This is a genomic window from Citrobacter sp. BIDMC107, assembly GCF_001037575.1.
Taxonomy (GTDB): domain Bacteria; phylum Pseudomonadota; class Gammaproteobacteria; order Enterobacterales; family Enterobacteriaceae; genus Citrobacter; species Citrobacter freundii.
In genome coordinates this window covers 2,255,338-2,280,416 of record NZ_KQ089848.1, presented here as the reverse complement: position 1 = coordinate 2,280,416, position 25,079 = coordinate 2,255,338, and the positions used below count along the sequence as shown (strand labels likewise).

Sequence of the window (25,079 nt, the reverse complement as noted above, 5' to 3'; positions counted from 1 at the left end):
TGGCACAGACTCGTCCTTGAATAGCCTTCATCTGAAACATTTTTATCAGATAGTGAATGGAAGCGGTTACAGAATTTTCATAAAAAGTGTGATGGATATTTAATTTTACGATCCGCCTCGCATCGTGAGGGATTATCCCTCGATGGGATCGACATCCAGCACCCATTTAACCTTACGTGCATCGGGTAACGTATTAATCAGCGCCAGCGTTCCGCTGACGATATGCTGCAGGCGAATTCGCGACGGGTGCTGCAACAAAATTTGCCAGCGATAGCGACCGCCACGTTTGGGCGCCAGGGCGGGAACTGGGCCTAACACCCACAGTTTTTCATCGGCCAGCGGACTGGCCTGAATCAGATTTCGTAACTGCTGTAAGAACATCGGCGCATGCTGGTTGTTGTGATCTTCTGCCCGCACGATCACATGGCTGGTCCATGGGGGAAGCTGGAGCGTTTGTCGCTCTGCCAGCGCCTGCTCGGCAAAGGCGTCATACCCTTTATACAGCAAGGTTTGCAGCAGCGGATGTTCAGGGTGGTGCGTTTGCAGTACCACTTCGCCCTGCTTCCCGGCGCGACCGGCACGCCCGGAAACCTGCGTGTAGAGCTGGGCGAAGCGTTCTGCCGACCGGAAATCTGCGGAGAACAGCGCGCCGTCAACGTCCAGCAGCGCCACCAGGGTGACGTCCGGGAAATGGTGGCCTTTCGCCAGCATTTGCGTGCCGATCAGGATTCGCGCGCCGCCGCGATGCACTTCTGCCAGATGTTGCTCCAGCGACCCTTTGCGGCTGGTAGTGTCGCGATCGATGCGTGAGATTGGCACGCCGGGGAAAAAAGGCGCCAGAGCCTGCTCAAGCTGTTCGGTGCCGAGTCCTACCGGAACCATGTGCGTTGAGCCGCAGGAAGGGCATTGACGCGGTATCGGACGCTGACTGTCGCAATGATGGCAGCGCAGATGGTGTTGCGCCTGATGCAGCGTGTAGTAGTGATCGCAGCGCGGGCATTCAGCAATCCAGCCACAGTCGTGGCACAGCAGGGCAGGCGCAAAACCCCGGCGGTTTAAAAACAGGATCACCTGGTTATCCGCTTGCAGATGCTGACGCATACGGGCGATAAGCGCAGGGGCGAGCCCGGCCTGTACCTGCTGACCCTTGAGATCCAGCACGTGCTGAGTGGCTGGGCGTGCATTCCCGGCACGGCGCGTCAGGCGCAACATGCGGTATTTTTTCTGCCGCACGTTGCACAGCGTTTCCAGCGCAGGGGTGGCTGAGCCGAGAATGATGGGAATTTGTTCGCTATGGGCGCGATAAACCGCGAGGTCGCGCGCATGATAACGCCAGCCTTCCTGCTGTTTATAAGAGCTGTCGTGCTCTTCGTCGATGACAATCACGCCCAGATTTTTAAACGGCGTAAACAGCGACGAGCGCGTGCCGATAACAATTGCCGCTTCACCATTTTTCGCCTTCAGCCATGCCGAAAGACGTTCACTGTCATTTAAACCCGAGTGCAGGACTTCGACCGGCGCATTGAAGCGTTCGCGAAAACGGGCAATAGTTTGCGGCGTCAGGCCAATCTCCGGCACCATTACCAGCGCCTGTTTGCCCTGGGCGAGCACATTTTCCAGTACGCTTAAATAGACCTCTGTTTTACCCGATCCCGTCACGCCCGCTAATAGCCAGGCGCTAAAACTGTCTGATGTGCTGTGGATCGCCCCGACGGCGGTGGCCTGTTCGGTATTCAGCCGCAGACGCTCACCGGAAACCGCGTAGTGCGTACGCCAGTCGCTAAAGCCTGGCGTTTCGCTCGCCAGGGAGCACAGCCCTTTTTTCCGCAGTGCCTGTAATGCGGCGTCATTAAATTCCAGTTCAGCCACCTGGTCGCGCCAGATTTTTCCCTGGCGTAGCGCAGCCAGCGCCTGTTGCTGCTTGGGAGAACGCTTCAGGCTGTTGAGGTCAATAACCTGGCCTTCTTCAGTGGCAAACCAGTACCACATGGGCGCGTTTGTCGCCGGACGTCCCTGGCGCAGTAAAATTGGCAGAGCGTGAAACAGTACGTCACCGATAGGATGATGATAATAATCCGCCGCCCACAACAGCAGACGCCAGACAGAGGTTGAGTAGACCGGTTCGCTGTCCAGCACTTCGAGAACGGCTTTCAATTCGCTCCGCGGTAGTTCACTGTGCTCGCTGACGGACAGGACGATACCCACGCGCTCCTGCTGCTTGCCAAAAGGCACGCGTACACGACACCCGGCTTTGGCGCTCAAGCCTTCCGGCAGGAGGTAGTCAAAGGTGCGAGGTAGCGGAACAGGTAAGGCAACGTGCGCAACGGGCATTGAATCATCCTGACTTGAAATCTGGCGGGTTAGTATACACATTAGTGGAGGGTAGAATGCGGATCAGTTTGCATGAGCAGGTTAATTTCTGTATGATTCGCCGCCTTTGATACAAATTTGTATCACTGACCTATACTATTAACATCGCGTGGTGTCTGGCGTTAGGGCTGGAAGAGCGACGCGGCCTTAAACCGAGGTTTTCCCATGAAAAAAGATATTCACCCGAAATACGAAGAAATTACTGCAAACTGCTCTTGCGGTAACGTCATTAAAATCCGCTCTACTGTCGGTCACGATCTGAACCTCGACGTGTGCAGCAAGTGCCACCCGTTCTATACTGGCAAGCAGCGTGATGTTGCTACCGGTGGCCGTGTTGATCGCTTCAACAAGCGTTTCAGCATCCCAGGCAGCAAGTAAGTTTCAGCTGTCAGAAAAAAAGCGCCTTATGGCGCTTTTTTTGTATCTGCGCTTGAAGACTAAAATTTATATTGATGTGTTGAATGATGTTTTTTGTTTAATAAATGAAACAGTGTTTTTATTTTTTGGGTAAAATGTTTCTAGTAGTGATCTGCGTCATTTTTATCTTCTGATTTCTGCCACTCATGCCAATTGTTGGCAAAATACCAAAGGTTTCTGCTTTCTTTCTAAAATACACTTTCGTGGAAATATAAAATTATTCTTAATCCTTCATCGTTTCCCATTAATGGACGGGACGAGATGGGGAATTTCCGTTGTTGAGTGTGAAGAGGGATTGTCATGAAATTTAAATCTGCGTTATTACTGATTCCATTATTCTCTGCGGCCGCACAAGCGGGTTATGTTGATTACCGGCATGAATATTATGACGATGGGCGTAATTACGATCGTGTTTATATGTCTCACCGTTTTGCGACTGGTTTTGGTGTCGCAGTCGAAGCCATTTCACGTTCCGAAGATACGCAATCTAATGATGCGTGGAATAATATGGAAAGTAATGGCAACGAGTATACTGCAAGCTACCAGTTTACCTGGCGGGATCTTATCTGGCAGCCAGGTATTGCGATCGAAACGGGCGATAACATCACGATTTATAAACCTTATATCCGCGTGCAGTACAACATTAACGACAGCTGGTGGACCGCGTTCCGCTATCGTCAGGAGTACATGCGCAGAAACACTGACGGCAAAGATGACCGCATGGTCTATCGTCCGGAAGCCTGGCTTGGTTATAACGTCAATGACTGGATGTTTGAGTTAAATGGTATTTATAAAATTGCCGATAGCGAAGATTTATATAACAACCGGAAAGATGATTATGAATATAACTTCCGCGTGGCGTATAAACTAGGCTCCTGGGTTCCATTTGTTGAGGTTGGTAACGTTTCCTCGGGTTATAACACAACAACGACAGACGATCGTCAGACCCGTTATCGTGTCGGTCTTGGTTATAACTTCTAACCGGTAATAGCTTTCATATCGACTGATTACATCGATAAGCATAGTTTGTGTGAATAATATGTCTAAGGAGTTGACATCATGTCTAATGATGGAACTATTATCGGAAATAATGAACCCACTGCCGTCAGACCTTTCGGAATTCGAGATAAAATTGGTTATTTATGTGGTGACCTCGGAACCTGTTTTATTCTTGGCTTGGTTAATAGTTTTCTAATGATTTATTACACTAACGTCCTCGGTATTTCCGGCGTTATTGTTGGCTCACTCTATTTTGTGACCAAACTCTTTGATGCGTTCGTTGATGTTGGTGTAGGGCGCTTATGCGATACCTCTAAATTGACGGTACATGGACGTTTTAACCCGTGGGTGCGTCGCATGAAGTATCCATTTTGCATCATTGCAGTTGTCCTGTTCCTGCCGTTTGTGAATGATTTTTCTTATACGGCGAAAATTATCTACATCTGTTGCTCCTATTTCATTTACGGTTCGCTGTTATCGACCGTGAGTATTCCGTACGGTGCTATGTCTGCGGCGATTAGCTCGAATCCGGATGATCGTGTCTCGCTGTCAACCTGGCGCAGCGTTGGGTCAGCTATCGGCGGTGGGGCAACCGGCTTTTTCATTCCGATCCTGATGTACACCACCCTGGTGGACGGAAGCCAGGTGATTTCCGGGCAACACTTCTTCTGGATTTCCATTGGTTGCGCAGTGCTGGGCTTTATCTTTTTATCCTTGACCTGTCAGTTAACGACCGAACGCGTGCGCGTGGAGAGAAAAGAGAGCATGCCCGTTTCGGTGTTGCTGAAGGGACTGGTACGCAATAAGGCGCTGATTGTTTTAGTGGTTGTGGATTTGCTGATTGTGATTAATCAGGGATTGTCCGGTACCAATATGACTTACCTGTTTAATGACTATTTCCACAATAAAGAGGCGATGTCAGTCGCGTTGCTGTTTACCTTTGGTTCCCTGGTTTTGCTGGCACCATCGGCATCCTGGCTCACAAAGCGGTTTGGTAAAAAAGAGGCCAGCGTCGGCGCGCTACTCTTTGCAGTAGCGATGTATTTGATTATGTACTTCATCCACATTACCGACGCGAAAGTCTATTTGGTTTTCCTGTTCCTGGCGACGTTGGGGGCTGGACTATTCAACCTGATGATTTGGGCGTTTATGACCGATGTGTGTGATTATCACCAGTATGTCACCGGCGATCGCGAGGATGGTACCGTCTATGGTGTGAACTTCTTTGCCCGCAAGGTTGGTCAGGCGTGTGCAGGAGCCATTGGCGGCTTTATGTTGGCCATCATTGGTTATCAATCATCGTCAACAGGTGGCGCTGTGCAAACCAGCATTGTGCAGGAAAACATCTATACGATGGCGAATCTTTTACCGGCGTTATGCCTGTTTTTGGCCGCGGTTATTCTGATTTATTTCTATCCATTGAACCGTAAAGAGACGCTCAAAATGGAAGAAACATTGAATAAACTTAATGGTATCAGTAAGTAACATAGCGAGAAGCGGCGGGAGCAATCCCGCCTTTTCTCATCTGTTCTAACAATCAGTATTCCCACGTTTCCGGGTTGATACCCAGTTCACGCATGATTACCTTTGCTTCTTCCGGGATTTCATCACTGCGTTCTTTACGCAGGTCTTCATCGTTGGGTAATGGTTGCCCGGTAAAAGCATGCAGAAACGCTTCACACAGCAGTTCGCTGTTGGTGGCGTGGCGCAGGTTGTTCACCTGACGACGCGTGCGTTCATCGGTAAGGATTTTTAACACCTTCAGAGGAATGGAAACCGTAATTTTTTTGACTTGCTCACTCTTCTTACCGTGCTCAGCGTATGGGCTGATATATTCGCCGCTCCATTCAGCCATGAGATACCTAATCCTCTTTGTCATTAATATTGAGGCCAGAACCTGAGCCCGGACCATAATTGTGCGTAGTTTATCGTAGTGGCGCGGCCCTGACACGAAGTAGCCGACGCAGATGTACGCTAATGCATATAATTTTAACGGCTATTTCCAGTTTGCTCAATCTATACGCAAAGAAGTTTAGATGTCCAGATGTATTGACGGCTATAGTAACAATGATTACTCTGGTGCCTGACTTTTCACCGACTCAGCCAGGATCTTCTCAATATGACGCGTAAACAGGCCACCATCGCAGTGCGTAGCGGGTTAAATGACGACGAACAGTACGGTTGCGTTGTCCCGCCGATTCACCTCTCCAGCACCTATAACTTTACCGGATTTAATGAACCCCGTGTTCATGACTATTCGCGTCGCGGCAACCCAACGCGTGATGTCGTTCAGCGTGCGCTGGCGGAACTGGAAGGTGGTGCAGGTGCTGTACTGACCAATACTGGCATGTCGGCGATTCATTTGGTGACCACTGTCTTCCTTAAGCCTGGCGATCTGCTGGTTGCACCGCACGACTGCTACGGCGGGAGCTACCGACTGTTTGACAGTCTGGCAAAACGTGGCTGTTATCGCGTACTGTTTGTCGATCAAGGCGATGAACAGGCGTTGCAGGCGGCGCTGGCAGAAAAACCGAAGCTGGTGCTGGTAGAAAGCCCAAGCAACCCGCTGCTGCGCGTGGTGGATATTGCGAAAATCTGCCGGCTGGCGCGCGACGCTGGCGCGGTCAGCGTGGTGGACAACACTTTTTTAAGCCCGGCACTGCAAAATCCACTGGCATTAGGCGCCGATCTGGTGTTGCATTCATGCACGAAATATTTAAACGGTCACTCAGACGTGGTGGCTGGTGTGGTTATAGCCAAAGATCCGGAAACGGTCACTGAACTGGCATGGTGGGCGAATAATATTGGTGTGACCGGCGGCGCGTTTGATAGTTATCTGCTGTTGCGCGGCCTGCGTACTTTGTCTCCTCGTATGGAGGTGGCGCAACGTAATGCTCAGGCGATAGTCGATTATCTGCAAACTCAGCCGCTGGTGAAAAAATTGTATCACCCGTCATTGCCGGATAATCAGGGCCATGAGATTGCTGCGCGTCAGCAAAAAGGCTTTGGCGCGATGTTAAGTTTTGAACTGGATGGCGATGAGCAAACGCTGCGCCGTTTCCTCGGCGGGTTGTCATTGTTTACGCTGGCGGAATCGTTAGGGGGCGTTGAAAGTCTGATCTCCCACGCCGCAACTATGACACACGCGGGCATGGCACCAGAAGCGCGTGCTGCTGCCGGAATTTCCGAAACGCTGCTGCGTATCTCCACCGGTATTGAAGATGGCGAAGATTTAATTGCCGACCTGGAAAATGGCTTCCGGGCTGCAAACAAGGGGTAAACATGAGTGTGATTGCGCAGGCAGGGGCGAAGGGTCGTCAACTGCACAAATTTGGTGGTAGTAGTCTGGCAGACGTGAAATGTTATCTGCGTGTCGCAGGCATTATGGCGGATTACTCGCAGCCTGATGACATGATGGTTGTTTCAGCCGCAGGCAGTACCACTAACCAGTTGATTAGCTGGCTGAAATTAAGCCAGACCGATCGCCTTTCTGCGCATCAGGTTCAACAGGCGTTACGTCGCTATCAAAGTGAGCTTATCAGCGGTTTGTTACCTCCCGAGGTGGCGGATGGACTGATTGGCGCGTTTATTCACGATCTGGAACGCCTGGCCGGGTTACTCGACAGCGGCGTGAACGATGCCGTCTATGCTGAGGTTGTTGGGCATGGTGAGGTATGGTCCGCGCGTTTGATGTCTGCCGTCCTTAATCAACAGGGGCTGGAGTCGGCCTGGCTGGATGCGCGCGATTTTTTACGTGCTGAACGCGGTGCCCAGCCGCAGGTAGATGAAGGTCTTTCTTACCCATTACTGCAGCAACTGTTGGCGCAGCATCCGGGTAAACGCCTGGTGGTTACCGGCTTTATTAGCCGCAGCAATGCCGGTGAAACAGTGCTACTGGGGCGTAACGGTTCTGACTACTCGGCGACGCAGGTTGGTGCGCTGGCGGGCGTTTCCCGAGTAACTATCTGGAGCGATGTCGCTGGGGTTTACAGCGCGGATCCGCGTAAAGTAAAAGACGCCTGTTTGCTGCCGCTGCTGCGTCTGGATGAAGCCAGCGAGCTGGCGCGTCTGGCGGCACCGGTTCTCCATGCCCGTACCTTACAGCCGGTTTCCGGTAGCGATATCGATCTCCAGTTGCGTTGTAGCTATACCCCAGAGCAGGGTTCAACGCGTATTGAGCGAGTACTGGCCTCCGGTACCGGGGCGCGTATTGTGACCAGTCATGATGACGTCTGCCTGATCGAGTTTCTGGTTCCGACTGGCCAGGATTTTAAGCTGGCTTATAAAGAGATTGACCAGGTTTTAAAACGTAGCCAGGTGCGTCCGCTGGCAGTGGGCGTGCATCCTGACCGCCAGCTATTGCAATTTTGCTACACCTCCGAAGTCGCTGACAGCGCGCTGAAAATTCTGGATGAAGCTGGCCTGCCAGGCGAGCTGCGTCTGCGCCAGGGGCTGGCGCTGGTGGCGATGGTCGGGGCGGGCGTCACCCGTAATCCGCTGCACTGCCACCGTTTCTGGCAACAGTTGAAAGGTCAGCCGGTTGAATTCACCTGGCAGTCGGAAGAGGGCATCAGCCTGGTCGCGGTACTGCGTACTGGGCCAACGGAGAGCCTGATTCAGGGTCTGCATCAGTCAATCTTCCGTGCTGAAAAACGCATTGGTCTGGTGTTGTTCGGCAAAGGTAACATTGGGTCGCGCTGGCTGGAGCTGTTCGCTCGCGAGCAGAGCACGCTCTCGGCGCGTACCGGATTAGAGTTTGTGCTGGCGGGTGTGGTTGATAGCCGTCGTAGCCTGCTGAATTACGAAGGGCTGGATGCCAGCCGCGCGTTAGCTTTCTTTGATGACGAGGCGGTAGAGCAGGATGAAGAGTCTCTATTCCTGTGGATGCGTGCTCACCCGTATGATGATTTAGTGGTGCTGGATGTGACCGCGAGCGAGCAACTGGCGGATCAGTATCTGGATTTTGCCAGCCATGGTTTCCACGTCATCAGCGCCAACAAACTGGCCGGGGCGAGCAGCAGTAATAATTACCGCCAGATTCATGACGCTTTCGAAAAAACGGGTCGCCACTGGTTATATAACGCCACCGTGGGTGCAGGTTTGCCGATCAACCATACCGTGCGCGATCTGATTGATAGTGGCGATACTATTTTGTCGATCAGCGGGATCTTCTCCGGCACGTTGTCGTGGTTGTTCCTGCAATTTGATGGCACGGTCCCATTCACCGATCTGGTGGATCAGGCATGGCAACAGGGTCTGACTGAACCCGATCCGCGCGTAGATCTTTCCGGCAAAGATGTGATGCGTAAGCTGGTGATTCTGGCGCGTGAAGCGGGTTACGACATCGAACCGGACCAGGTTCGCGTGGAATCGCTGGTGCCTGCGCATTGTGAAGAAGGCTCTATTGACCATTTCTTTGAGAATGGCGATGAGCTGAACGAGCAGATGGTGCAGCGTCTGGAAGCGGCGCGTGAAATGGGGCTGGTGCTGCGCTATGTGGCGCGTTTTGATGCTAACGGCAAAGCTCGCGTTGGTGTTGAAGCGGTTCGCCCTGAACACCCGCTGGCGGCGCTGTTGCCGTGCGATAACGTATTCGCCATAGAGAGCCGCTGGTATCGCGATAACCCGCTGGTGATACGTGGACCGGGCGCGGGCCGTGACGTCACCGCTGGGGCGATTCAGTCTGACATCAACCGTTTAGCGCAGTTGCTGTAGTTTGTGTTGCCGGATAGCGCTTACGCTTATCCGGCTTACATATGGCATGAACCGTAGGCCCGGTAAGCGGCAGCGCCACCGGGCAAATCGCGCTGGGTGATCAGGGTGTTGTATTGCTCCGCCAGCGTCCTTATCGTCTGAAACACCGAATGAGCCGAGTAACGGGCGCTATCCCGAAACTCCGCCTGCTGCTGTAACCAGACGAGAAAATGGTGGCCTGCCGCCAGTGTGATTGACGCCCCTTTTTCAACCTGACCCTCCGTTAACAGACACACCATTTTGCGTGTGTCGCCTTGTTGCCAAATTTGCCACTGGTTTCGCCACCACCCCTGCCAGGTTTTACCCAGTAATCGCCAGGGCAGTGTGCACTTATCGCTATTGATCTCTTCATCAATAAACCAAAGCGAAGCGTGATGATCGCGATATTGCTGCGCCCATGCGGTAATCGCCGCGCCGCGCAGAAAACATTCGTGGGCAATAATGTGCGTTTTTACCTCAGGCCAGAGATGGCTCAGTATGCGGAAATGTCCGTGCGCGGTAATGACCGGGCGTAAAACTGCGCCATTGGCATTTCGTTTGAGCATGGCACTGCCGTACTGGATTTCATCAAACTGGCTGCGGCGTAAAAACAGGGTTTCCCTCTGTCTTACTCGTTCAACGATATCGTCATGAATGACCGCGGGTTCAACGTTGTTACGCCAGCGGTATCGTAATGTATCCCCTACGAGATGGGGCGTGAAATTACTGGAAATATGCAAAATATTGCCGCGAATAGCGTCAAAACTGAGTAATACATAAAGTTTCTGGTCGGTGCAGGCTCCCTGAAAAGGGACGATTAAGGGAACCGTCGCTATTTGTTCTGGTGGAACAATGGTGGTGAGCGGCTGCTGCTTTGGTGTCCAGACATGTTTGCAGCTCCGGCACTGAACGCGTTGGCTGCCCTGAGGATTATGCCCATAGAGGATGGTTTCCCGCTGATAACATAGTGGGCAAAAATGACCGCTTTGGGCGGCAAAATCCGTTAAATATGCTGACAACCACCCACCAAACTGTTCCTCATTAAACAGCGGGGGATAGCTGCCGCATGCCCGGCAATGCAGCGCAGCATAACCCAACCGATACTCGGGCCAGCTGTAATCTGGTGAGCTCGCCAGCCCCAGATTTTTACAGCCGAAGGACTTACAGCAATTGATGGTGAACAGTGACGTCATCGTATTACCAACGATTTTTAATGGTCGTTGATTTTGACCCGCGACTATCACCAGTGGATGTGAGTTTTCTCACATAAAAAAACCTTTCAGAACGTAACGTAGCGATTCTTTATATGACTGAAAGGGATTGATTATGAAGTTAAAAATGCTTGCTGTTGGTGTTCTGGTATCGTTGCCGCTTTGGGCGAGTGCCAAAGATGTCACGATTATCTATACCAACGATCTTCACGCCCACGTTGAACCTTATAAAGTCCCATGGATTGCTAATGGCACGCGTGATATTGGTGGTTGGGCTAATATCACGACGATGGTGAAGCAGGAAAAAACGAAAAATAGCGCCACCTGGTTTTTTGATGCCGGTGATTATTTTACCGGGCCGTATATCAGCAGCCTGACCAAGGGTAAGGCGATTATCGATATCATGAACACCATGAATTTTGATGCTGTCACCATGGGTAATCATGAATTCGATCACGGTTGGGATAACACGCTACTACAACTGAGTCAGGCGAAATTCCCCATCGTGCAGGGTAATATCTTTTATCAGAACAGCAGCAAAATGTTCTGGGATAAGCCTTACACCATTATTGAAAAAGATGGCGTGAAGATTGGTGTGATTGGCCTGCACGGCGTGTTTGCTTTTGATGATACGGTTTCTGCTGCGACACGTGTCGGTATTGAAGCGCGGGATGAAGTGAAGTGGTTGCAACGCTATATCGATGAGCTTAAAGGTAAAGTCGATCTCACTGTGGCGCTGATCCATGAAGGTACGCCAGCGCGTCAGTCTAGTCAGGGAAGTACAGATGTGCGCCGTGCATTGGATAAAGACATCCAGACCGCAGGTCAGGTAAAGGGGCTGGATATCCTGATTACCGGCCATGCGCATGTGGGCACGCCGGAGCCGATTAAAGTCGGTAACACTCTGATTCTTTCTACCGACAGCGGCGGTATTGATGTGGGTAAACTGGTGCTGGATTATCAGCAGAAACCGCATCAATTTACCGTGAAGAACTTCGAGCTGAAGACCATTTATGCTGATGAGTGGCAGCCAGACCCGCAGACGAAACAGGTCATTGATGGCTGGAATAAAAAGCTTGATAAGGTGGTACAACAGACGGTTGCAAACTCTCCGGTTGAGCTGACGCGTGCTTACGGTGAATCTTCTTCGTTGGGCAATCTGGCGGCAGATGCGTTGCTGGTGGCGGCAGGTAAAGATACTCAATTAGCGCTCACTAATTCGGGCGGTATCCGTAATGAAATCCCAGCAGGTGCTATCACGATGGGTGCAGTCATTAGCACCTTCCCGTTCCCCAACGAGCTGGCAACAATGGATCTCACCGGTAAACAGTTGCGTAGCCTGATGGAGCACGGCGCGGGTTTAAGCAACGGTGTATTGCAGGTGTCCAAAGGACTGGAGATGAAGTATGACAGCAGTAAACCAGTCGGTCAGCGCGTCACCGTACTAACGTTAAACGGTAAACCGATTGAGGATGCCACGGTTTATCACATTGCCACCAATAGCTTCCTGGCAGACGGCGGTGATGGCTTTACGGCATTTACCGAAGGAAAAACGCGAAATACCTCCGGAGGTTACTATGTCTCTAATGCTGTCGTTGACTATTTCAAGGCGGGAAATACGCTGACGGATGAGCAGCTTAAAGGCATGCGTGTGGCAGATGTGAAACCATAGTGAGCTCAGGCCAGCAGACAATCCGCTGGCCTGTTGTTTTAGCCTCTGTGAGAGGCAAACACCTCTTTCGCGGCGAACAAACCATTGAGTGCGGCAGGGAAGCCGGCATATACGGCCATCTGCATAATCACTTCAACGATCTCATCCTGCGTTAAACCAACGTGTAATGCCGCGCCAATATGCACTTTCAACTGCGGGGCGGCATTGCCCATTGCCGTTAAAGCGGCGACAGTGGCAATTTCCCGGCTGCGCAGGTCCAGACCTGGACGTGCATAGATGTCGCCAAACGGAAATTCCAGCAGGTAGCGGGCAAAATCCGGCGCGATATCCTTCAGGCTCTCAACGACGGCCTCTCCCCCTTTACCATCTACCTGTTGCAGCATTTTCTGGCCGGTAATAAAACGTTCTGATTCCATGATTTTTCCCTCGTAGGTGTGGCGTATGGCGAGAGAATAGGGGGCGTAGAATGATTTGGATAATACCGTTTCCGTGATACCTTTTCGGTATGACAACATCGCCATTACACTCTCTGGATATTCGTCTACTGCGCTACTTTTCCGTAGTAGCGGAAGAGAACAATATGAGCCGGGCTGCGCAGCGCTTGTTTATGTCGCAACCACCGTTGAGCCGCCACATTCGCCAGCTTGAAGATCGCCTGGGGGTCACGCTGTTTGTCCGTCATACCCGTGGATTAACGCTGACGGAGGACGGCCAGCGCGTACTTGAAATGGTACGCCCGCTGCTTGATCTTCAGGACAAAACCTACGCTGCGTTGAGTCAATTAACGCAAGTCGGGGAGCCATCTCTGCGCTTAGGGTTAAGCACGGCGTTTGAACAGGGCGTTTTTGCTGCGCTTGAGTCACAGCTGACTACGCATGCGCAGAAGCGACATATTGTCCGTCATGGTTCGCCTGAACTCGCGCGTATGGTGCGTCGTGGAAAGCTGGATGCCGCGCTGGTGGCGTTACCGCTTGAGACTTCGGGGCTTAGCGTCACGCCGCTCGGCTGGCAAGAATCGATGATCGTCGCCTTACCCGCGCTCTGGCCAGAGGCGGCGCTGTCGTCACTCTCATTAAAGTCGCTGAGCCACCGACCGCTGTTCTGGTTCAAACGTGAACGTAACCCTGCCTTTTTTGATTACACCCGACATATTTTTAGTCATGCTGGTTACTCTCCTGCCTGTATTGAAGAACCGCTGGAACATGATGTGTTGTTGGCGCGGATCGCGCAGGGTGAAGGTCTGAGTCTGCTTCCGGCCTCTTTTTCCGCTATCCAACGTCGGGGGGTGATATTCCTGCCGCTTACCGATACCGAATTGCGTATTAGCACGGGGCTGCTGATGCTGCCTGAAAACGTAAAGAAATTAGAGTGGCTGCAGACGGTCATGGCGCAATCCCTCATCAATTCAGACTGATGTGAATTTTTTTCACGTTGACTGAGTATTCCTCACCTTTAGCGATGATTTTTGTGTTGACGCCAGCATGCTTTTCCGTCATTTTTACATCTAGACGTCTAAACGTATAGCAGTTCACAACACAACATATAACGACAAAAGATTGATGAGGTAAGGTATGAGCTTTTTTCACGCCAACCAGCGGGAAGCCCTGAATCAGAGCCTGGCAGAAGTTGCCGGTCAGATTAACGTTTCATTTGAGTTTTTCCCGCCGCGCACCAGTGAAATGGAGCAAACCCTGTGGAACTCCATCGATCGCCTGAGCAGCCTGAAGCCGAAGTTTGTTTCAGTCACTTACGGTGCAAACTCTGGTGAGCGCGACCGTACGCACAGCATTATTAAAGGCATTAAGGATCGCACGGGTCTTGAAGCAGCGCCGCACCTGACCTGTATTGATGCGACCCGTGATGAGCTGCGTACCATTGCTCAGGACTACTGGAACAACGGTATTCGTCATATTGTTGCCCTGCGCGGTGATTTGCCGCCGGGAAGCGGTAAACCGGATATGTATGCTTCTGACCTGGTGACGCTACTGAAAGACGTTGCAGACTTTGATATCTCCGTTGCGGCTTACCCGGAAGTGCACCCGGAAGCGAAGAGCGCTCAGGCTGATTTGCTGAACCTGAAGCGTAAGGTTGATGCCGGTGCGAACCGGGCGATCACCCAGTTTTTCTTCGATGTAGAAAGCTATCTGCGTTTTCGCGATCGCTGCGTGTCTGCGGGTATCGATGTGGAAATTATTCCGGGTATCCTGCCAGTCTCCAACTTTAAGCAGGCGAAAAAATTTGCCGACATGACCAACGTCCGCATTCCGGCGTGGATGTCGACCATGTTTGATGGTCTGGATGATGACGCGGAAACCCGCAAGCTGGTGGGCGCTAATATCGCCATGGACATGGTGAAGATTCTCAGCCGCGAAGGGGTGAAGGATTTTCACTTCTATACCCTTAATCGTGCCGAGATGAGCTACGCTATTTGTCACACACTGGGTGTAAGACCGAACTAAACAGATCCCAGCCCTCTACGGAGGGCTTTTTGTTGATCATTTTGATCTACATCTCTGTAACGTAAAATATAAAAGGAATTAGCTATCGAATCTGTGGGTTATTTCGACTATATCTTATCACTGGTGGTGTATATCGTAGTCAGAACACTGTAAAGGGAGCATATAGATGAGCATGTCCGACGATAGCCAGAACACATCAACTGCCGGTAAGTGTCCTTTTCATCAGGGCGGTCACGACCAGAGCGCGGGAGCAGGAACGAACAACCGCGACTGGTGGCCAAATCAACTGCGCGTTGATCTTTTAAACCAACATTCCAACCGTTCTAACCCGCTGGGTGAGGACTTCGACTACCGCAAAGAGTTTAGCAAACTCGACTACTCTGCCCTGAAAGGGGATCTCAGAGCCCTTCTGTCCGAATCTCAACCGTGGTGGCCCGCTGACTGGGGAACCTATGCTGGATTGTTTATCCGCATGGCATGGCACGGTGCAGGGACCTATCGCTCCATCGATGGACGCGGTGGCGCGGGTCGCGGACAGCAGCGTTTTGCACCACTGAACTCCTGGCCGGACAACGTAAGCCTTGATAAAGCGCGTCGTCTGCTGTGGCCAATCAAGCAGAAATATGGCCAGAAAATTTCCTGGGCCGACCTGTTTATCCTCGCGGGTAACGTGGCGCTGGAAAACTCAGGCTTCCGCACCTTCGGCTTTGGTGCTGGTCGTGAAGATGTCTGGGAACCGGATCTCGACGTAAACTGGGGTGATGAAAAAGCCTGGCTGACTCACCGTCACCCGGAAGAACTGGCCAAAGCGCCGTTGGGCGCAACCGAAATGGGCCTTATCTATGTGAACCCGGAAGGGCCGGACCATAGCGGCGAACCGCTTTCAGCGGCAGCAGCTATTCGCGCGACCTTCGGTAATATGGGTATGAACGACGAAGAAACCGTGGCGCTGATTGGCGGTGGTCATACGTTGGGCAAAACCCACGGAGCTGCACCGGCTTCGCACGTAGGCGCCGATCCTGAATCCGCACCGATTGAAGCACAAGGCCTGGGCTGGGCGAGCAGCTACGGCAGCGGCGCGGGCGCGGATGCCATTACATCCGGTCTGGAAGTGGTCTGGACGCAGACGCCAACCCAATGGAGCAACTATTTCTTCGAGAACCTGTTCAAATACGAGTGGGTACAAACCCGCAGTCCGGCAGGCGCTATTCAGTTTGAAGCGGTTGACGCGCCAGAAATTATTCCTGATCCGTTTGATCCATCGAAAAAACGTAAGCCGACGATGCTGGTTACCGACCTGACGCTGCGTTTCGATCCTGAGTTCGAGAAAATCTCCCGCCGTTTCCTGAACGATCCGCAGGCGTTCAACGAAGCGTTTGCTCGTGCGTGGTTTAAACTGACGCACCGTGATATGGGGCCAAAAGCGCGTTACATCGGACCGGAAGTGCCAAAAGAAGATTTGATTTGGCAAGACCCGCTGCCACATGCGTTCTTCAACCCAAGCGAAGAAGATATCCTGAAACTGAAAGCGACCATTGCCGCTTCCGGGCTGTCCGTGGGCGAACTGGTATCAGTAGCATGGGCGTCGGCATCGACTTTCCGCGGTGGGGATAAACGTGGCGGCGCTAACGGTGCGCGTCTGGCGCTGGATCCACAGCGCAGCTGGGATGTGAATGCCACCGCAGCACGCGTTCTGCCTGTGCTGGAAGGGATTTATAAGTCTGCCCATACCGCCTCGTTGGCCGATATTATCGTGCTGGCCGGGGTTGTTGGTATCGAGCAGGCGGCAAGTGCTGCGGGCGTCAGCATTAAGGTACCTTTTGCGCCGGGCCGCGTGGATGCGCGCCAGGATCAAACGGATATTGAGATGTTTGAACTGCTTGAGCCGATCGCCGATGGCTTCCGTAACTACCGCGCCCGTCCTGACGTATCGACCACCGAGTCGCTGCTGATCGATAAAGCACAGCAGCTGACGCTAACCGCACCGGAAATGACCGTGCTGGTGGGCGGTATGCGCGTACTGGGCACCAACTTTGATGGTAGCCAGCACGGTGTCTTTACCGATCGTCCAGGCGTACTCAGCACTGACTTCTTCGTCAATCTGCTGGATATGCGCCATGAGTGGAAGGCGGTTGATGAGTCACAAGAGCTTTTTGAAGGTCGTGACCGTCTGAGCGGCGAAGTAAAATACACCGCAACCCGCGCCGATCTGGTATTTGGTTCTAACTCTGTATTGCGCGCAGTGGCTGAAGTTTATGCCTGCAGCGATGCCCACGAGAAGTTCGTGAGAGATTTCGTGGCCGCATGGGTGAAAGTGATGAACCTGGATCGTTTCGATCTGCTGTAACAGACGATGCCGGATGCCGCTTGCGCGGATCCGGCATGGTAGGAATAAAAAAATCCCCGCATTTGCGGGGATTTTCTATTTGCAGGTTATTCCCACTCTTGCAGGTAACGTTGACCGTACTGGTCAGCCACAAGCAGGGCGGCATACACCTGGTCCGGCGTTGCGCCGCCAGGCATGTTGTGGATGGTTTCGCCTTCGGCACAGGCTGCCTCAGCCACAATGCGCATTTTCGCCTGAATATCCTGTTTGATATCCAGTTGCGCCAGGGTAATCGGCAAGCCAACGGAATGGCACAGCGCGGCAACGGTTTCTATTTCATCGACTGGCGCGTTTTCCAGCACCAACTGCGTCAGCGTACCGAAAGCCACTTTCTCGCCGTGGTAATAATGATGTGCATCCGGGATTGCGGTCAGACCGTTATGAATGGCGTGAGCCGCTGCCAGACCACCGCTTTCAAAACCGACGCCACTCAGATAGGTGTTGGCTTCAATAATGCGCTCCAGTGCTGGTGTAACCACGTGCTGCTCTGCAGCCAGCATCGCTTTTTCACCTTCTTCGATCAGCGTATTGAAGCACAGCTCCGCCAGCGCCAGTGCGGCCTGAGTGCATTGACCACCCGCCATGGTTGTTGCGCCGCTGCGTGAGCAGGCGCGTGCTTCAAACCAGGTTGCCAGCGCATCGCCGATACCTGCTGCCAGCAGACGCGCCGGTGCGCCCGCGACAATTTTGGTATCAACAATGACCCTGTCCGGGTTGTTCGGCAGCAGCAGATAGCGGTCAAATTCACCGGCATCAGTGTAAATGACGGACAGTGCGCTACACGGTGCATCGGTGGAGGCGATGGTTGGCGCAATGGCGACCGGTACACCCATAAAGTGCGCCAGCGCTTTGGCGGTATCCAGCGTTTTACCGCCGCCGATACCGAGCACGGCCCCGCATTGCGCTTTTTCTGCCACGCCACGCAGGCGGTCGATTTCGTTTTGCGAACATTCGCCGCCAAATGGTGCAATTTCCAGCGCCAATCCGGCGTCATGGAAGCTTTTTTCCAGCGCAGGTTGGGCAAAGCCTAAGACAAACTTGTCCCCAACGACCAGCCAGCGCTCTGCCAGTGGTTTGAGGTAGCTGCCAAGACGGGTAATAACATCAGCACCCTGGATGTACTTACCAGGTGATTGAATAATGCGATCCATACTTTATTTCCCTCACAGGTTGATGTGACCAAATGCGTTGTTCCAGTCCTGCTCAAACTTCTCTATCGCTGACTCTACCGCAGGGGTATTGAGCATTTGTTGCGCTACGTCTAATGGCAGGGTGATTGCTTCACATCCTGCCAGCAAGCAATCCAGCGCCTGGCGCGGAGTTTTAAAGCTGGCCGCCAACACCATGCTGTTCGGTGTATGCAGTTCCAGTAACGTTTGCAGTTCCTGTACCGTGCGAATTCCGTCGCCGCCCTGCGCGTCGATACGGTTAACGTAAGGCGCGATATATTTCGCTCCTGCCAGCGCAGCCAGTAGCCCCTGAGAAGCACTGTAAACGGCGGTTCCCAGCGTGGTGATACCCTCTTTTTTCAGCATCTTGATCGCGGCCAGACCTTCGGATGTCACCGGGATTTTCACTACCAGACCGGGCACCGCATTGCTCAGGCGTTTAGCTTCTTCCACCATGCCCTGCGCATCCCGGCTCATGGTCTGGGCAAACAGAATGCCCTCTTTGCCAATGGCGTTCTGCAGGCGTGGCAGCACATCCCAGATGGATTCTGTGCTTGCTGCCACAATGCTTGGGTTGGTGGTGACGCCCGCGATAGGGAAGATGCGGGCCAGACGTTCGACTTCCGCGACGTTGGCGGTATCAAGATAAAGTTCCATACAAAAACACCCTCTACGTTTTCCGTTAGCTGCCCGTTGCCGGGTTGCTTTGCTATGCACAGAATAAGAGTGTTTCGTCACGCGGTGCTATCTGACAAATCTGTCAAAAGCTGGATAAATGTAATATGTCTATAAAAGTGAGAGATACCTCACATGTAAGTGATATGTGATGGTATATGTTTTTTGATAATACAAAAATCCAGTAAATATTACCTTTGTCTCCGTTTTCTGTCCCAGTATGCGATTATTACTGGTCAGTTTTTTTCTCCGTCAACTGGCTGTGATACTGCCGACGATACTCTGACGGCGAACGTTCAGTATTCTTGCGAAACAGGCGGCAGAAGTAGTTGCTGTCAATAAACCCACAGGTGTGCGCCACGTCTTTGATCTTCAGCTCGTAACCCTTTAACAGCGTTTTTGCGTGTTCCAGTCGCGTGTGGTTCAGGTATTCGTTAAAACCGATAGCGCCCGTTTTTTGAAACAGGTGGGAGAGGTAATTGGGTGAAATGTAAAACGCCTGTGCGACGGATTCACGGGTGAGCGGTGAAGCGTAGCGTTCGTCAATATAGCCGCGAATGGCGTCGAAAAGCGCCTGACTACGTGATGCGGTTTGGATCTGGCTGCCGAGCAGATCGCGACAGTGGCTCAGCAAGCTCGCAACGATTAGCCTGGCCGTTTGCTGCTCCTGCGGCTGCATTTGCATCTCATGGAGCGTTTGCAGCAGAAAAGAGCCAATACGCGGCCCACGCCGAGCGACGTTCTGGTGGGTAAGGTTTTGATATTGCTTGCCGTCCCATTGGACGACGCTGAAACCCAGTTGCTGTTTGCCGAACAGAATGCTGAGTGTCGTGACCGGTGTGGCCCACTGCGGAATATTCCAGCCGCCAGCCGGAACAAACAAGACATCGCCGGGGGTAAGCACCTTATCGATGCCAGAATCCGCAAATTCACCTTCCAGCACAATTTCCAGCCGGGGAAAATCGACCTGATACGCCAGTTCCGGCGTTGTGCTATTGGTGCTGGCGAAATAAATCTGCCGCAGCGGCGTGGGGCCGTTAATCAGGCGGGAGAGAAGATGGCTGACGTCGTGATACATGTTAATCCCTTGCAGGCAGCAGACAGGGAAACAGTAACGTTGAAAACAATCGCCCTCAAGTGATTATTGCCGGATGGCGGCTAATGCCATATCCGGCCTACAAGTCTTTGCGAGCTGTAGGCCGGATAAGCGTAGCGCATCCGGCAGACGGTTATTGATTACCGATTTGATCGCCGTAAGGCAGGGAATCGTAATCTATCAGGGCATTTTTCTTGTACGGATTGCCAATCCAGCGGGTTGTCTCTTTGAACTGCGGATTGGTAATGGCGCGAGTTGGATCGAAGCCATCGTAGGTGAAGCCCGCTAAGTCAGACCATGTGTGGATAAGCTCTGAGCTGCTGTATTTACGATTCACATCCTGTGAGAAGTCACGCGGGTGCGCGGCCTGCCATTTTTCCGAAGTCCACAACAGGAACGGCACCGTGTACATATGGCGCGTTGGGTTGTCTTCATTACGACCCTGCGTTTTGTGCGGTGGCGTATCGTAAACCTCTTCGCCATGATCGGAGAAGTACAGCAGGAAGCCGTTCGGATCGGTCGCTTTATAGTCTTTGATCAGGCTGGCAATAATATGATCGTTGTAAACATTCGCGCTGTCGTAATCGTTGTAGGCTTCCAACTCATCGTTACTCAGACCTGCGGGAACATGGTCGATATTATTGTCAAACTTACCCTGGCCATCCGGATAGCGGAATTTGTACTTAATATGCGTACCCAGCAGATGCACGATGATGAACTTTTTCGGTGCCGGGTCGGCCAGTACTTCTTTAAATGGCGCCAGCACGTTGCTGTCATATTCGCGCGCACTTTGCGTACGCTGCTGGTTCATATAGAACTGTTTATCCGTCTGCTTAGAGAACACCGTCAGCATGGTGTTGCGGGCGGTCATCGTCTGCTGATTAGTGATCCAGAAGGTTTTATAACCCGCCTGTTTCATCATGTTCATCAGGGACGGCTGAGTCAGATACAGATCCGGGTTCTTCTCGTTAGCGAAGGTCAGCGCCTGCTGCAGGATTTCAATGGTGTACGGACGGGAAGTCACGACATTATTGAATACGGTGAAGTTAGGATCGGATTTATGCAGCGCATCCAGTTCTGGCGTCGTTTCACGCGGATAGCCATACAGGCTCATGCGGCCACGTTGCGTTGACTCACCAATCACCAGTACCAGCGTACGCGGTGCGTCACCTGAACTGTCTTTAAAGTTGGCCAGCGGCGGCAGGGCATTGTTCTCATTCAGCAGGCTATTGAGCGAGGTCAACTGCTGACGATACTGATAATACCCGGAGATGAATTGCCACGGCGCGGCGGGCTCCATACGTGAAGCAAGGCCATCCAACGTTTTTTCAAACGGCTTATGTTTGATAAATGTGTTCACTGTCATCGGATGCAGAATCAATCCGTATAACAGTGCAAACGACACCAGATAGCGCCAGGGTGATGGAATATGTACCGGACGCAGACGTGTCCATAGCAGAATTGCCATTGCTGTATATGCCAGCGCAATTAAGACGATCTTCAGGCTGAAGTATTGACTCAGGTACTCGCTGGCTTCGTTCGCATTGGTTTCAAACATTACGTACAGAACGCTTTGCGAGAACTCTTGCCCGTAAATGACGTAATAGCTCAGAGCTGCCAGCGAGGCCGCCCATAGAATTACGCCAATGACGGCAGCAATAATGCGGATACGGTTTGGAAATAAGAATACCGGGATCAACCACAGCGAGCTGAACAGCAGGGAGTCGCGTAGGCCGGTAGATCCGCTATAGCCGCTAAAATAGATAACGGCCTGCAGTAATGAGGAAAAAAACCAAAAATAGAGGAGCGCCCAACCCAGGGCTTTCCAGCTAAAGGCGGGTTTAGACTGGAGTTGTAAGGATTGCATAATGTGAGCCTGTCTTTAATCGTAGCGCCAAGAGTAGCGACTAAACATTAAGAGGAACTGAAGCATCACGATCTCAGGATCGTGTTTTGCTGTTGTAATATTCACGTAGTGAATATGTTCAGGCGGGAATATATTGAAAATGAAGTGGTTGTAACAGCTGTTTTTACAGTCGCCTTCGTACAATAGCACGAAGGCGACAGCGGGAGGGGGCGTTAGCCTGTATTGCGCATACCGGCTGCAACACCAGCGATAGTCACCATCAGCGCTTGTTCAACGCGTGGATCCGGTTCATGGCCTTGCTCTTCGGCCTGGCGTGAGCGGTGTAACAATTCTGCCTGTAAGACGTTCAGCGGGTCAGTATAAACATTCCTTAACTGAATGGACTCGGCAATCCACGGCAGGTCGGCCATCAAATGTGAGTCGTTGGCAATCGCCAGTACGACATCGATATCTGCTGCCAGGCGTTGGCGTAGCTCTTCACCCAGCGGCCACAGCTCTTTTTTGACCAGGCGCTGATCGTAATACTCTGCCAGCCACAGGTCTGCTTTCGCGAAAACCATTTCCAGCATGCCAAGGCGTGTGGAGAAGAATGGCCAGTCGCGGCACATCGCTTCGAGTTCGCTTTGCTTACCATCTTCAACCACTTTTTGCAGCGCGGTACCAGCACCAAGCCAGGCCGGGAGCATCAGACGGTTCTGCGTCCAGGCAAAGATCCACGGTATAGCACGCAGAGACTCAACGCCGCCGGTCGGACGGCGTTTTGCCGGACGTGAACCGAGCGGCAATTTACCCAGTTCCTGCTCCGGTGTAGCTGAGCGGAAATAAGGGACGAAGTCTTTGTTTTCACGAACATATCCACGGTATAGCTCGCAGGAAATATCGGAAAGCTCATCCATGATATGACGCCAGTTATCCTTCGGTTCTGGCGGTGGTAACAGGTTGGCCTCCAGAATTGCTCCGGTATACAGCGACAGGCTGCTGATGGTCACTTCCGGCAGGCCGTACTTAAAGCGGATCATCTCCCCTTGTTCTGTCACGCGCAGACCGCCTTTCAGACTGCCTGGCGGTTGAGAGAGCAGCGCCGCATGCGCAGGCGCGCCGCCGCGACCAATGGATCCGCCGCGACCGTGGAACAGCGTCAGTTCGATACCGGCTTTTTCGCAGGTTTTGATCAGCGCGTCCTGAGCCTGGTATTGCGCCCAGGACGCCGCCATCACGCCCGCGTCTTTTGCGGAATCAGAGTAGCCGATCATGACCATCTGTTTGCCCTGAATAAAGCCGCGGTACCAGTCGATATTCAGAAGCTGGGACATGACGTCATCGGCATTGTTGAGGTCGTCCAGCGTTTCAAATAGCGGAGCGACCGGCATAGCAAAACCAATTCCGGCTTCTTTCAGCAGCAGATGCACGGCCAGCACATCCGACGGCGTTTTCGCCATCGAGATAACATAGGCGGCAATGGAGCCATACGGGGCTTCGGCAATGACCTGACAGGTGTCGAGCACTTCACGGGTGTCATTGCTCGGCTCCCAGTTACGCGGCAGGAGCGGACGCTTGGAATTCAGTTCGCGGATCAGGAAAGCCTGTTTATCAGCTTCCGACCAGTTTTCGTAGTCGCCAATGCCCAGATAACGAGTCAGTTCGCCCAAGGCTTCAGTATGACGGGTGCTTTCCTGACGAATATCAATACGCACCAGCGGTACGCCGAAACACTTCACGCGGCGCAGGGTGTCGAGCAATTCGCCATTGGCGATGATGCCCATACCACAGGCCTGTAGAGACTGGTAGCACGCGTAAAGCGGGTCCCAGAGCTGTTCGTTTTGGGTGAGAAGTCCCGCAGGTTTCGGCAATTTCTCGCCTTTCAGACGAGCTTCAAGCCAGGCCTGGGTCGCCATCAGACGAGAACGCAGGGTTTTCATCAGATAGCGGTAAGGTTCCGCTGCGCCTTCTTCACCTACCAGCGCCATCAGCTCCGGTGTAGCATCCACCATCGACAGCTCAGAAATCAGAAACTGGATGTCTTTCAGGAACAGGTCTGTCGCTTTCCAGCGGCTGAGCAATAGCACGTGACGGGTGATATCCGCCGTTACGTTCGGGTTGCCGTCACGGTCGCCGCCCATCCAGGAGGTAAATCGAACCGGGACAAAATCAACTGGCAGCTTATATCCAAGATGCTCTTCCAGTTGCTCATTCAGCTCGCGCAGGTAGTTCGGCACACCTTCCCACAGGCTGTTTTCAACAACCGCGAATCCCCATTTGGCTTCATCAACCGGGCTTGGGCGCAGTTTGCGGATTTCATCCGTATGCCAGGACTGAGCAATGAGCTGACGCAGACGGCGCATCAGTTGGTTGCGTTCATAATCGACGAGGTCTTTGTTATCAAGCTGCTTGAGGCAGGCGTTCACTTCACCCATTTTATGGATCAGCGTACGACGAGTGATCTCGGTCGGGTGGGCGGTGAGTACCAGCTCCAGAGAGAGTGATTCTACGGCTTTCTTGATGGTGGCGTCATTGAGGTTGGGCTGCTCTTTCAGTTTACGCAGAGTGCGAGCAATCACTTCCGGGTTGCTGGCTGCTTCGCCTTTTGGCGAAATGCTGTGGTGCTGCTCGGCGGTGTTGGCCAGGTTCAGGAACTGGCTAAATGCGCGGGCAACCGGCAGCAGCTCGTCGTTAGACAGATTTTGCAGTGTGGTGAGCAATTCCTGGCGATTAATTTCATTGCCAGCGCGAGATGATTTGGACAGCTTTCGAATTGTTTCTACGCGATCAAGAATGTTCTCTCCCAACGCATCCTTGATGGTCTCTCCCAGCACTTTGCCGAGCATACTGACATTACTACGCAACGCGGAATATTGTTCGTTCATATTAACCCAGACACCCCATCTATTTTGAATATGTCCTGTATCTTTCGCGCCTGACTATCACGCAAAATCTTGCGGACTTAACTTTTTAGCCGTCTTTTATAAAGCCACGTAAAACACGTGACGTCAATTGCTGCGAAATCGGTTCAGCAAACGAATAAATG

18 protein-coding genes are annotated in these 25,079 nt (G+C 52.5%); 9 read left to right on the top strand and 9 right to left on the bottom strand.

Annotated features, from left to right (window positions below; translation table 11 throughout):
• Positions 1-132 precede the first annotated feature (132 nt).
• Complete coding sequence (priA, locus tag SK39_RS10540; RefSeq protein ID WP_048216988.1) at positions 133-2,331, bottom strand: primosomal protein N'; 2,199 nt, start codon at positions 2,329-2,331, stop codon at positions 133-135.
• 204 nt (positions 2,332-2,535) lie between these two features.
• Here priA and rpmE point away from each other — a divergent pair, with 204 nt between their 5' ends.
• The 3 genes from rpmE to SK39_RS10525 all read left to right on the top strand — a co-directional run bounded on the left by rpmE (position 2,536) and on the right by SK39_RS10525 (position 5,271).
• A complete protein-coding gene (gene rpmE, locus SK39_RS10535) occupies positions 2,536-2,748 on the top strand; it encodes a 50S ribosomal protein L31 (protein WP_003028810.1) in 213 nt (70 codons plus the stop codon).
• A 339-nt stretch (positions 2,749-3,087) separates the two neighbouring features.
• Positions 3,088-3,768 carry an oligogalacturonate-specific porin KdgM family protein gene (locus SK39_RS10530; protein ID WP_003028811.1) on the top strand — a complete coding sequence of 227 codons (681 nt, stop codon included), beginning with the start codon at positions 3,088-3,090 and terminating at the stop codon, positions 3,766-3,768.
• Positions 3,769-3,846: 78 nt separating this feature from the next.
• Positions 3,847-5,271 (top strand): MFS transporter, encoded by a 1,425-nt coding sequence (locus tag SK39_RS10525; RefSeq protein WP_048216987.1) that lies wholly within the window; start codon positions 3,847-3,849, stop codon positions 5,269-5,271.
• 52 nt (positions 5,272-5,323) lie between these two features.
• Here SK39_RS10525 and metJ read toward each other — a convergent pair whose 3' ends face one another.
• Positions 5,324-5,641 (bottom strand): met regulon transcriptional regulator MetJ, encoded by a 318-nt coding sequence (metJ, locus tag SK39_RS10520; RefSeq protein WP_003028816.1) that lies wholly within the window; start codon positions 5,639-5,641, stop codon positions 5,324-5,326.
• Positions 5,642-5,905: 264 nt separating this feature from the next.
• Between metJ and metB the strand changes: the two genes are divergently transcribed.
• Together metB and metL are read left to right on the top strand one after the other, a co-directional pair.
• Complete coding sequence (metB, locus tag SK39_RS10515; protein ID WP_048216986.1) at positions 5,906-7,066, top strand: cystathionine gamma-synthase; 1,161 nt, start codon at positions 5,906-5,908, stop codon at positions 7,064-7,066.
• Between the two features lie 2 nt (positions 7,067-7,068).
• Positions 7,069-9,501: a bifunctional aspartate kinase/homoserine dehydrogenase II gene (gene metL, locus SK39_RS10510; protein WP_003028820.1), complete on the top strand. Its 2,433-nt coding sequence runs from the start codon at positions 7,069-7,071 to the stop codon at positions 9,499-9,501.
• Between the two features lie 35 nt (positions 9,502-9,536).
• Here the strand turns inward: metL and SK39_RS10505 are convergent, their stop codons facing one another.
• Positions 9,537-10,712: a hypothetical protein gene (locus tag SK39_RS10505; RefSeq protein WP_048216985.1), complete on the bottom strand. Its 1,176-nt coding sequence runs from the start codon at positions 10,710-10,712 to the stop codon at positions 9,537-9,539.
• Positions 10,713-10,845: 133 nt separating this feature from the next.
• Between SK39_RS10505 and SK39_RS10500 the strand changes: the two genes are divergently transcribed.
• Positions 10,846-12,402: a bifunctional metallophosphatase/5'-nucleotidase gene (locus SK39_RS10500; protein ID WP_048216984.1), complete on the top strand. Its 1,557-nt coding sequence runs from the start codon at positions 10,846-10,848 to the stop codon at positions 12,400-12,402.
• Positions 12,403-12,440: 38 nt separating this feature from the next.
• Here the strand turns inward: SK39_RS10500 and SK39_RS10495 are convergent, their stop codons facing one another.
• Positions 12,441-12,818 (bottom strand): carboxymuconolactone decarboxylase family protein, encoded by a 378-nt coding sequence (locus SK39_RS10495; RefSeq protein ID WP_003028825.1) that lies wholly within the window; start codon positions 12,816-12,818, stop codon positions 12,441-12,443.
• 89 nt (positions 12,819-12,907) lie between these two features.
• Between SK39_RS10495 and SK39_RS10490 the strand changes: the two genes are divergently transcribed.
• The 3 genes from SK39_RS10490 (at position 12,908) to katG (ending at position 17,208) form a co-directional block, all read left to right on the top strand.
• On the top strand, positions 12,908-13,816 hold the full coding sequence (locus tag SK39_RS10490) for a LysR family transcriptional regulator (protein ID WP_048216983.1): 909 nt from the start codon (positions 12,908-12,910) through the stop codon (positions 13,814-13,816).
• 157 nt (positions 13,817-13,973) lie between these two features.
• Positions 13,974-14,861, top strand: a complete 888-nt coding sequence (gene metF, locus SK39_RS10485) for a methylenetetrahydrofolate reductase (RefSeq protein ID WP_003028830.1) — start codon at positions 13,974-13,976, stop codon at positions 14,859-14,861.
• A 166-nt stretch (positions 14,862-15,027) separates the two neighbouring features.
• Positions 15,028-17,208 (top strand): catalase/peroxidase HPI, encoded by a 2,181-nt coding sequence (katG, locus tag SK39_RS10480; RefSeq protein ID WP_048216982.1) that lies wholly within the window; start codon positions 15,028-15,030, stop codon positions 17,206-17,208.
• An 86-nt stretch (positions 17,209-17,294) separates the two neighbouring features.
• On the opposite strand, the gene gldA is transcribed toward katG, so the two are convergent.
• The 5 genes from gldA to ppc all read right to left on the bottom strand — a co-directional run bounded on the left by gldA (position 17,295) and on the right by ppc (position 24,918).
• A complete protein-coding gene (gene gldA, locus SK39_RS10475; RefSeq protein WP_048216981.1) occupies positions 17,295-18,398 on the bottom strand; it encodes a bifunctional L-1,2-propanediol dehydrogenase/glycerol dehydrogenase in 1,104 nt (367 codons plus the stop codon).
• 12 nt (positions 18,399-18,410) lie between these two features.
• Positions 18,411-19,073 (bottom strand): fructose-6-phosphate aldolase, encoded by a 663-nt coding sequence (gene fsa / locus SK39_RS10470; RefSeq protein ID WP_048216980.1) that lies wholly within the window; start codon positions 19,071-19,073, stop codon positions 18,411-18,413.
• 247 nt (positions 19,074-19,320) lie between these two features.
• On the bottom strand, positions 19,321-20,169 hold the full coding sequence (locus tag SK39_RS10465) for an AraC family transcriptional regulator (protein WP_044701855.1): 849 nt from the start codon (positions 20,167-20,169) through the stop codon (positions 19,321-19,323).
• Positions 20,170-20,320: 151 nt separating this feature from the next.
• Positions 20,321-22,054: a phosphoethanolamine transferase CptA gene (locus SK39_RS10460; protein ID WP_048216979.1), complete on the bottom strand. Its 1,734-nt coding sequence runs from the start codon at positions 22,052-22,054 to the stop codon at positions 20,321-20,323.
• A gap of 212 nt (positions 22,055-22,266) precedes the next feature.
• Positions 22,267-24,918 (bottom strand): phosphoenolpyruvate carboxylase, encoded by a 2,652-nt coding sequence (gene ppc / locus SK39_RS10455; protein ID WP_003840542.1) that lies wholly within the window; start codon positions 24,916-24,918, stop codon positions 22,267-22,269.
• Between the last annotated feature and the right edge of the window lie 161 nt (positions 24,919-25,079).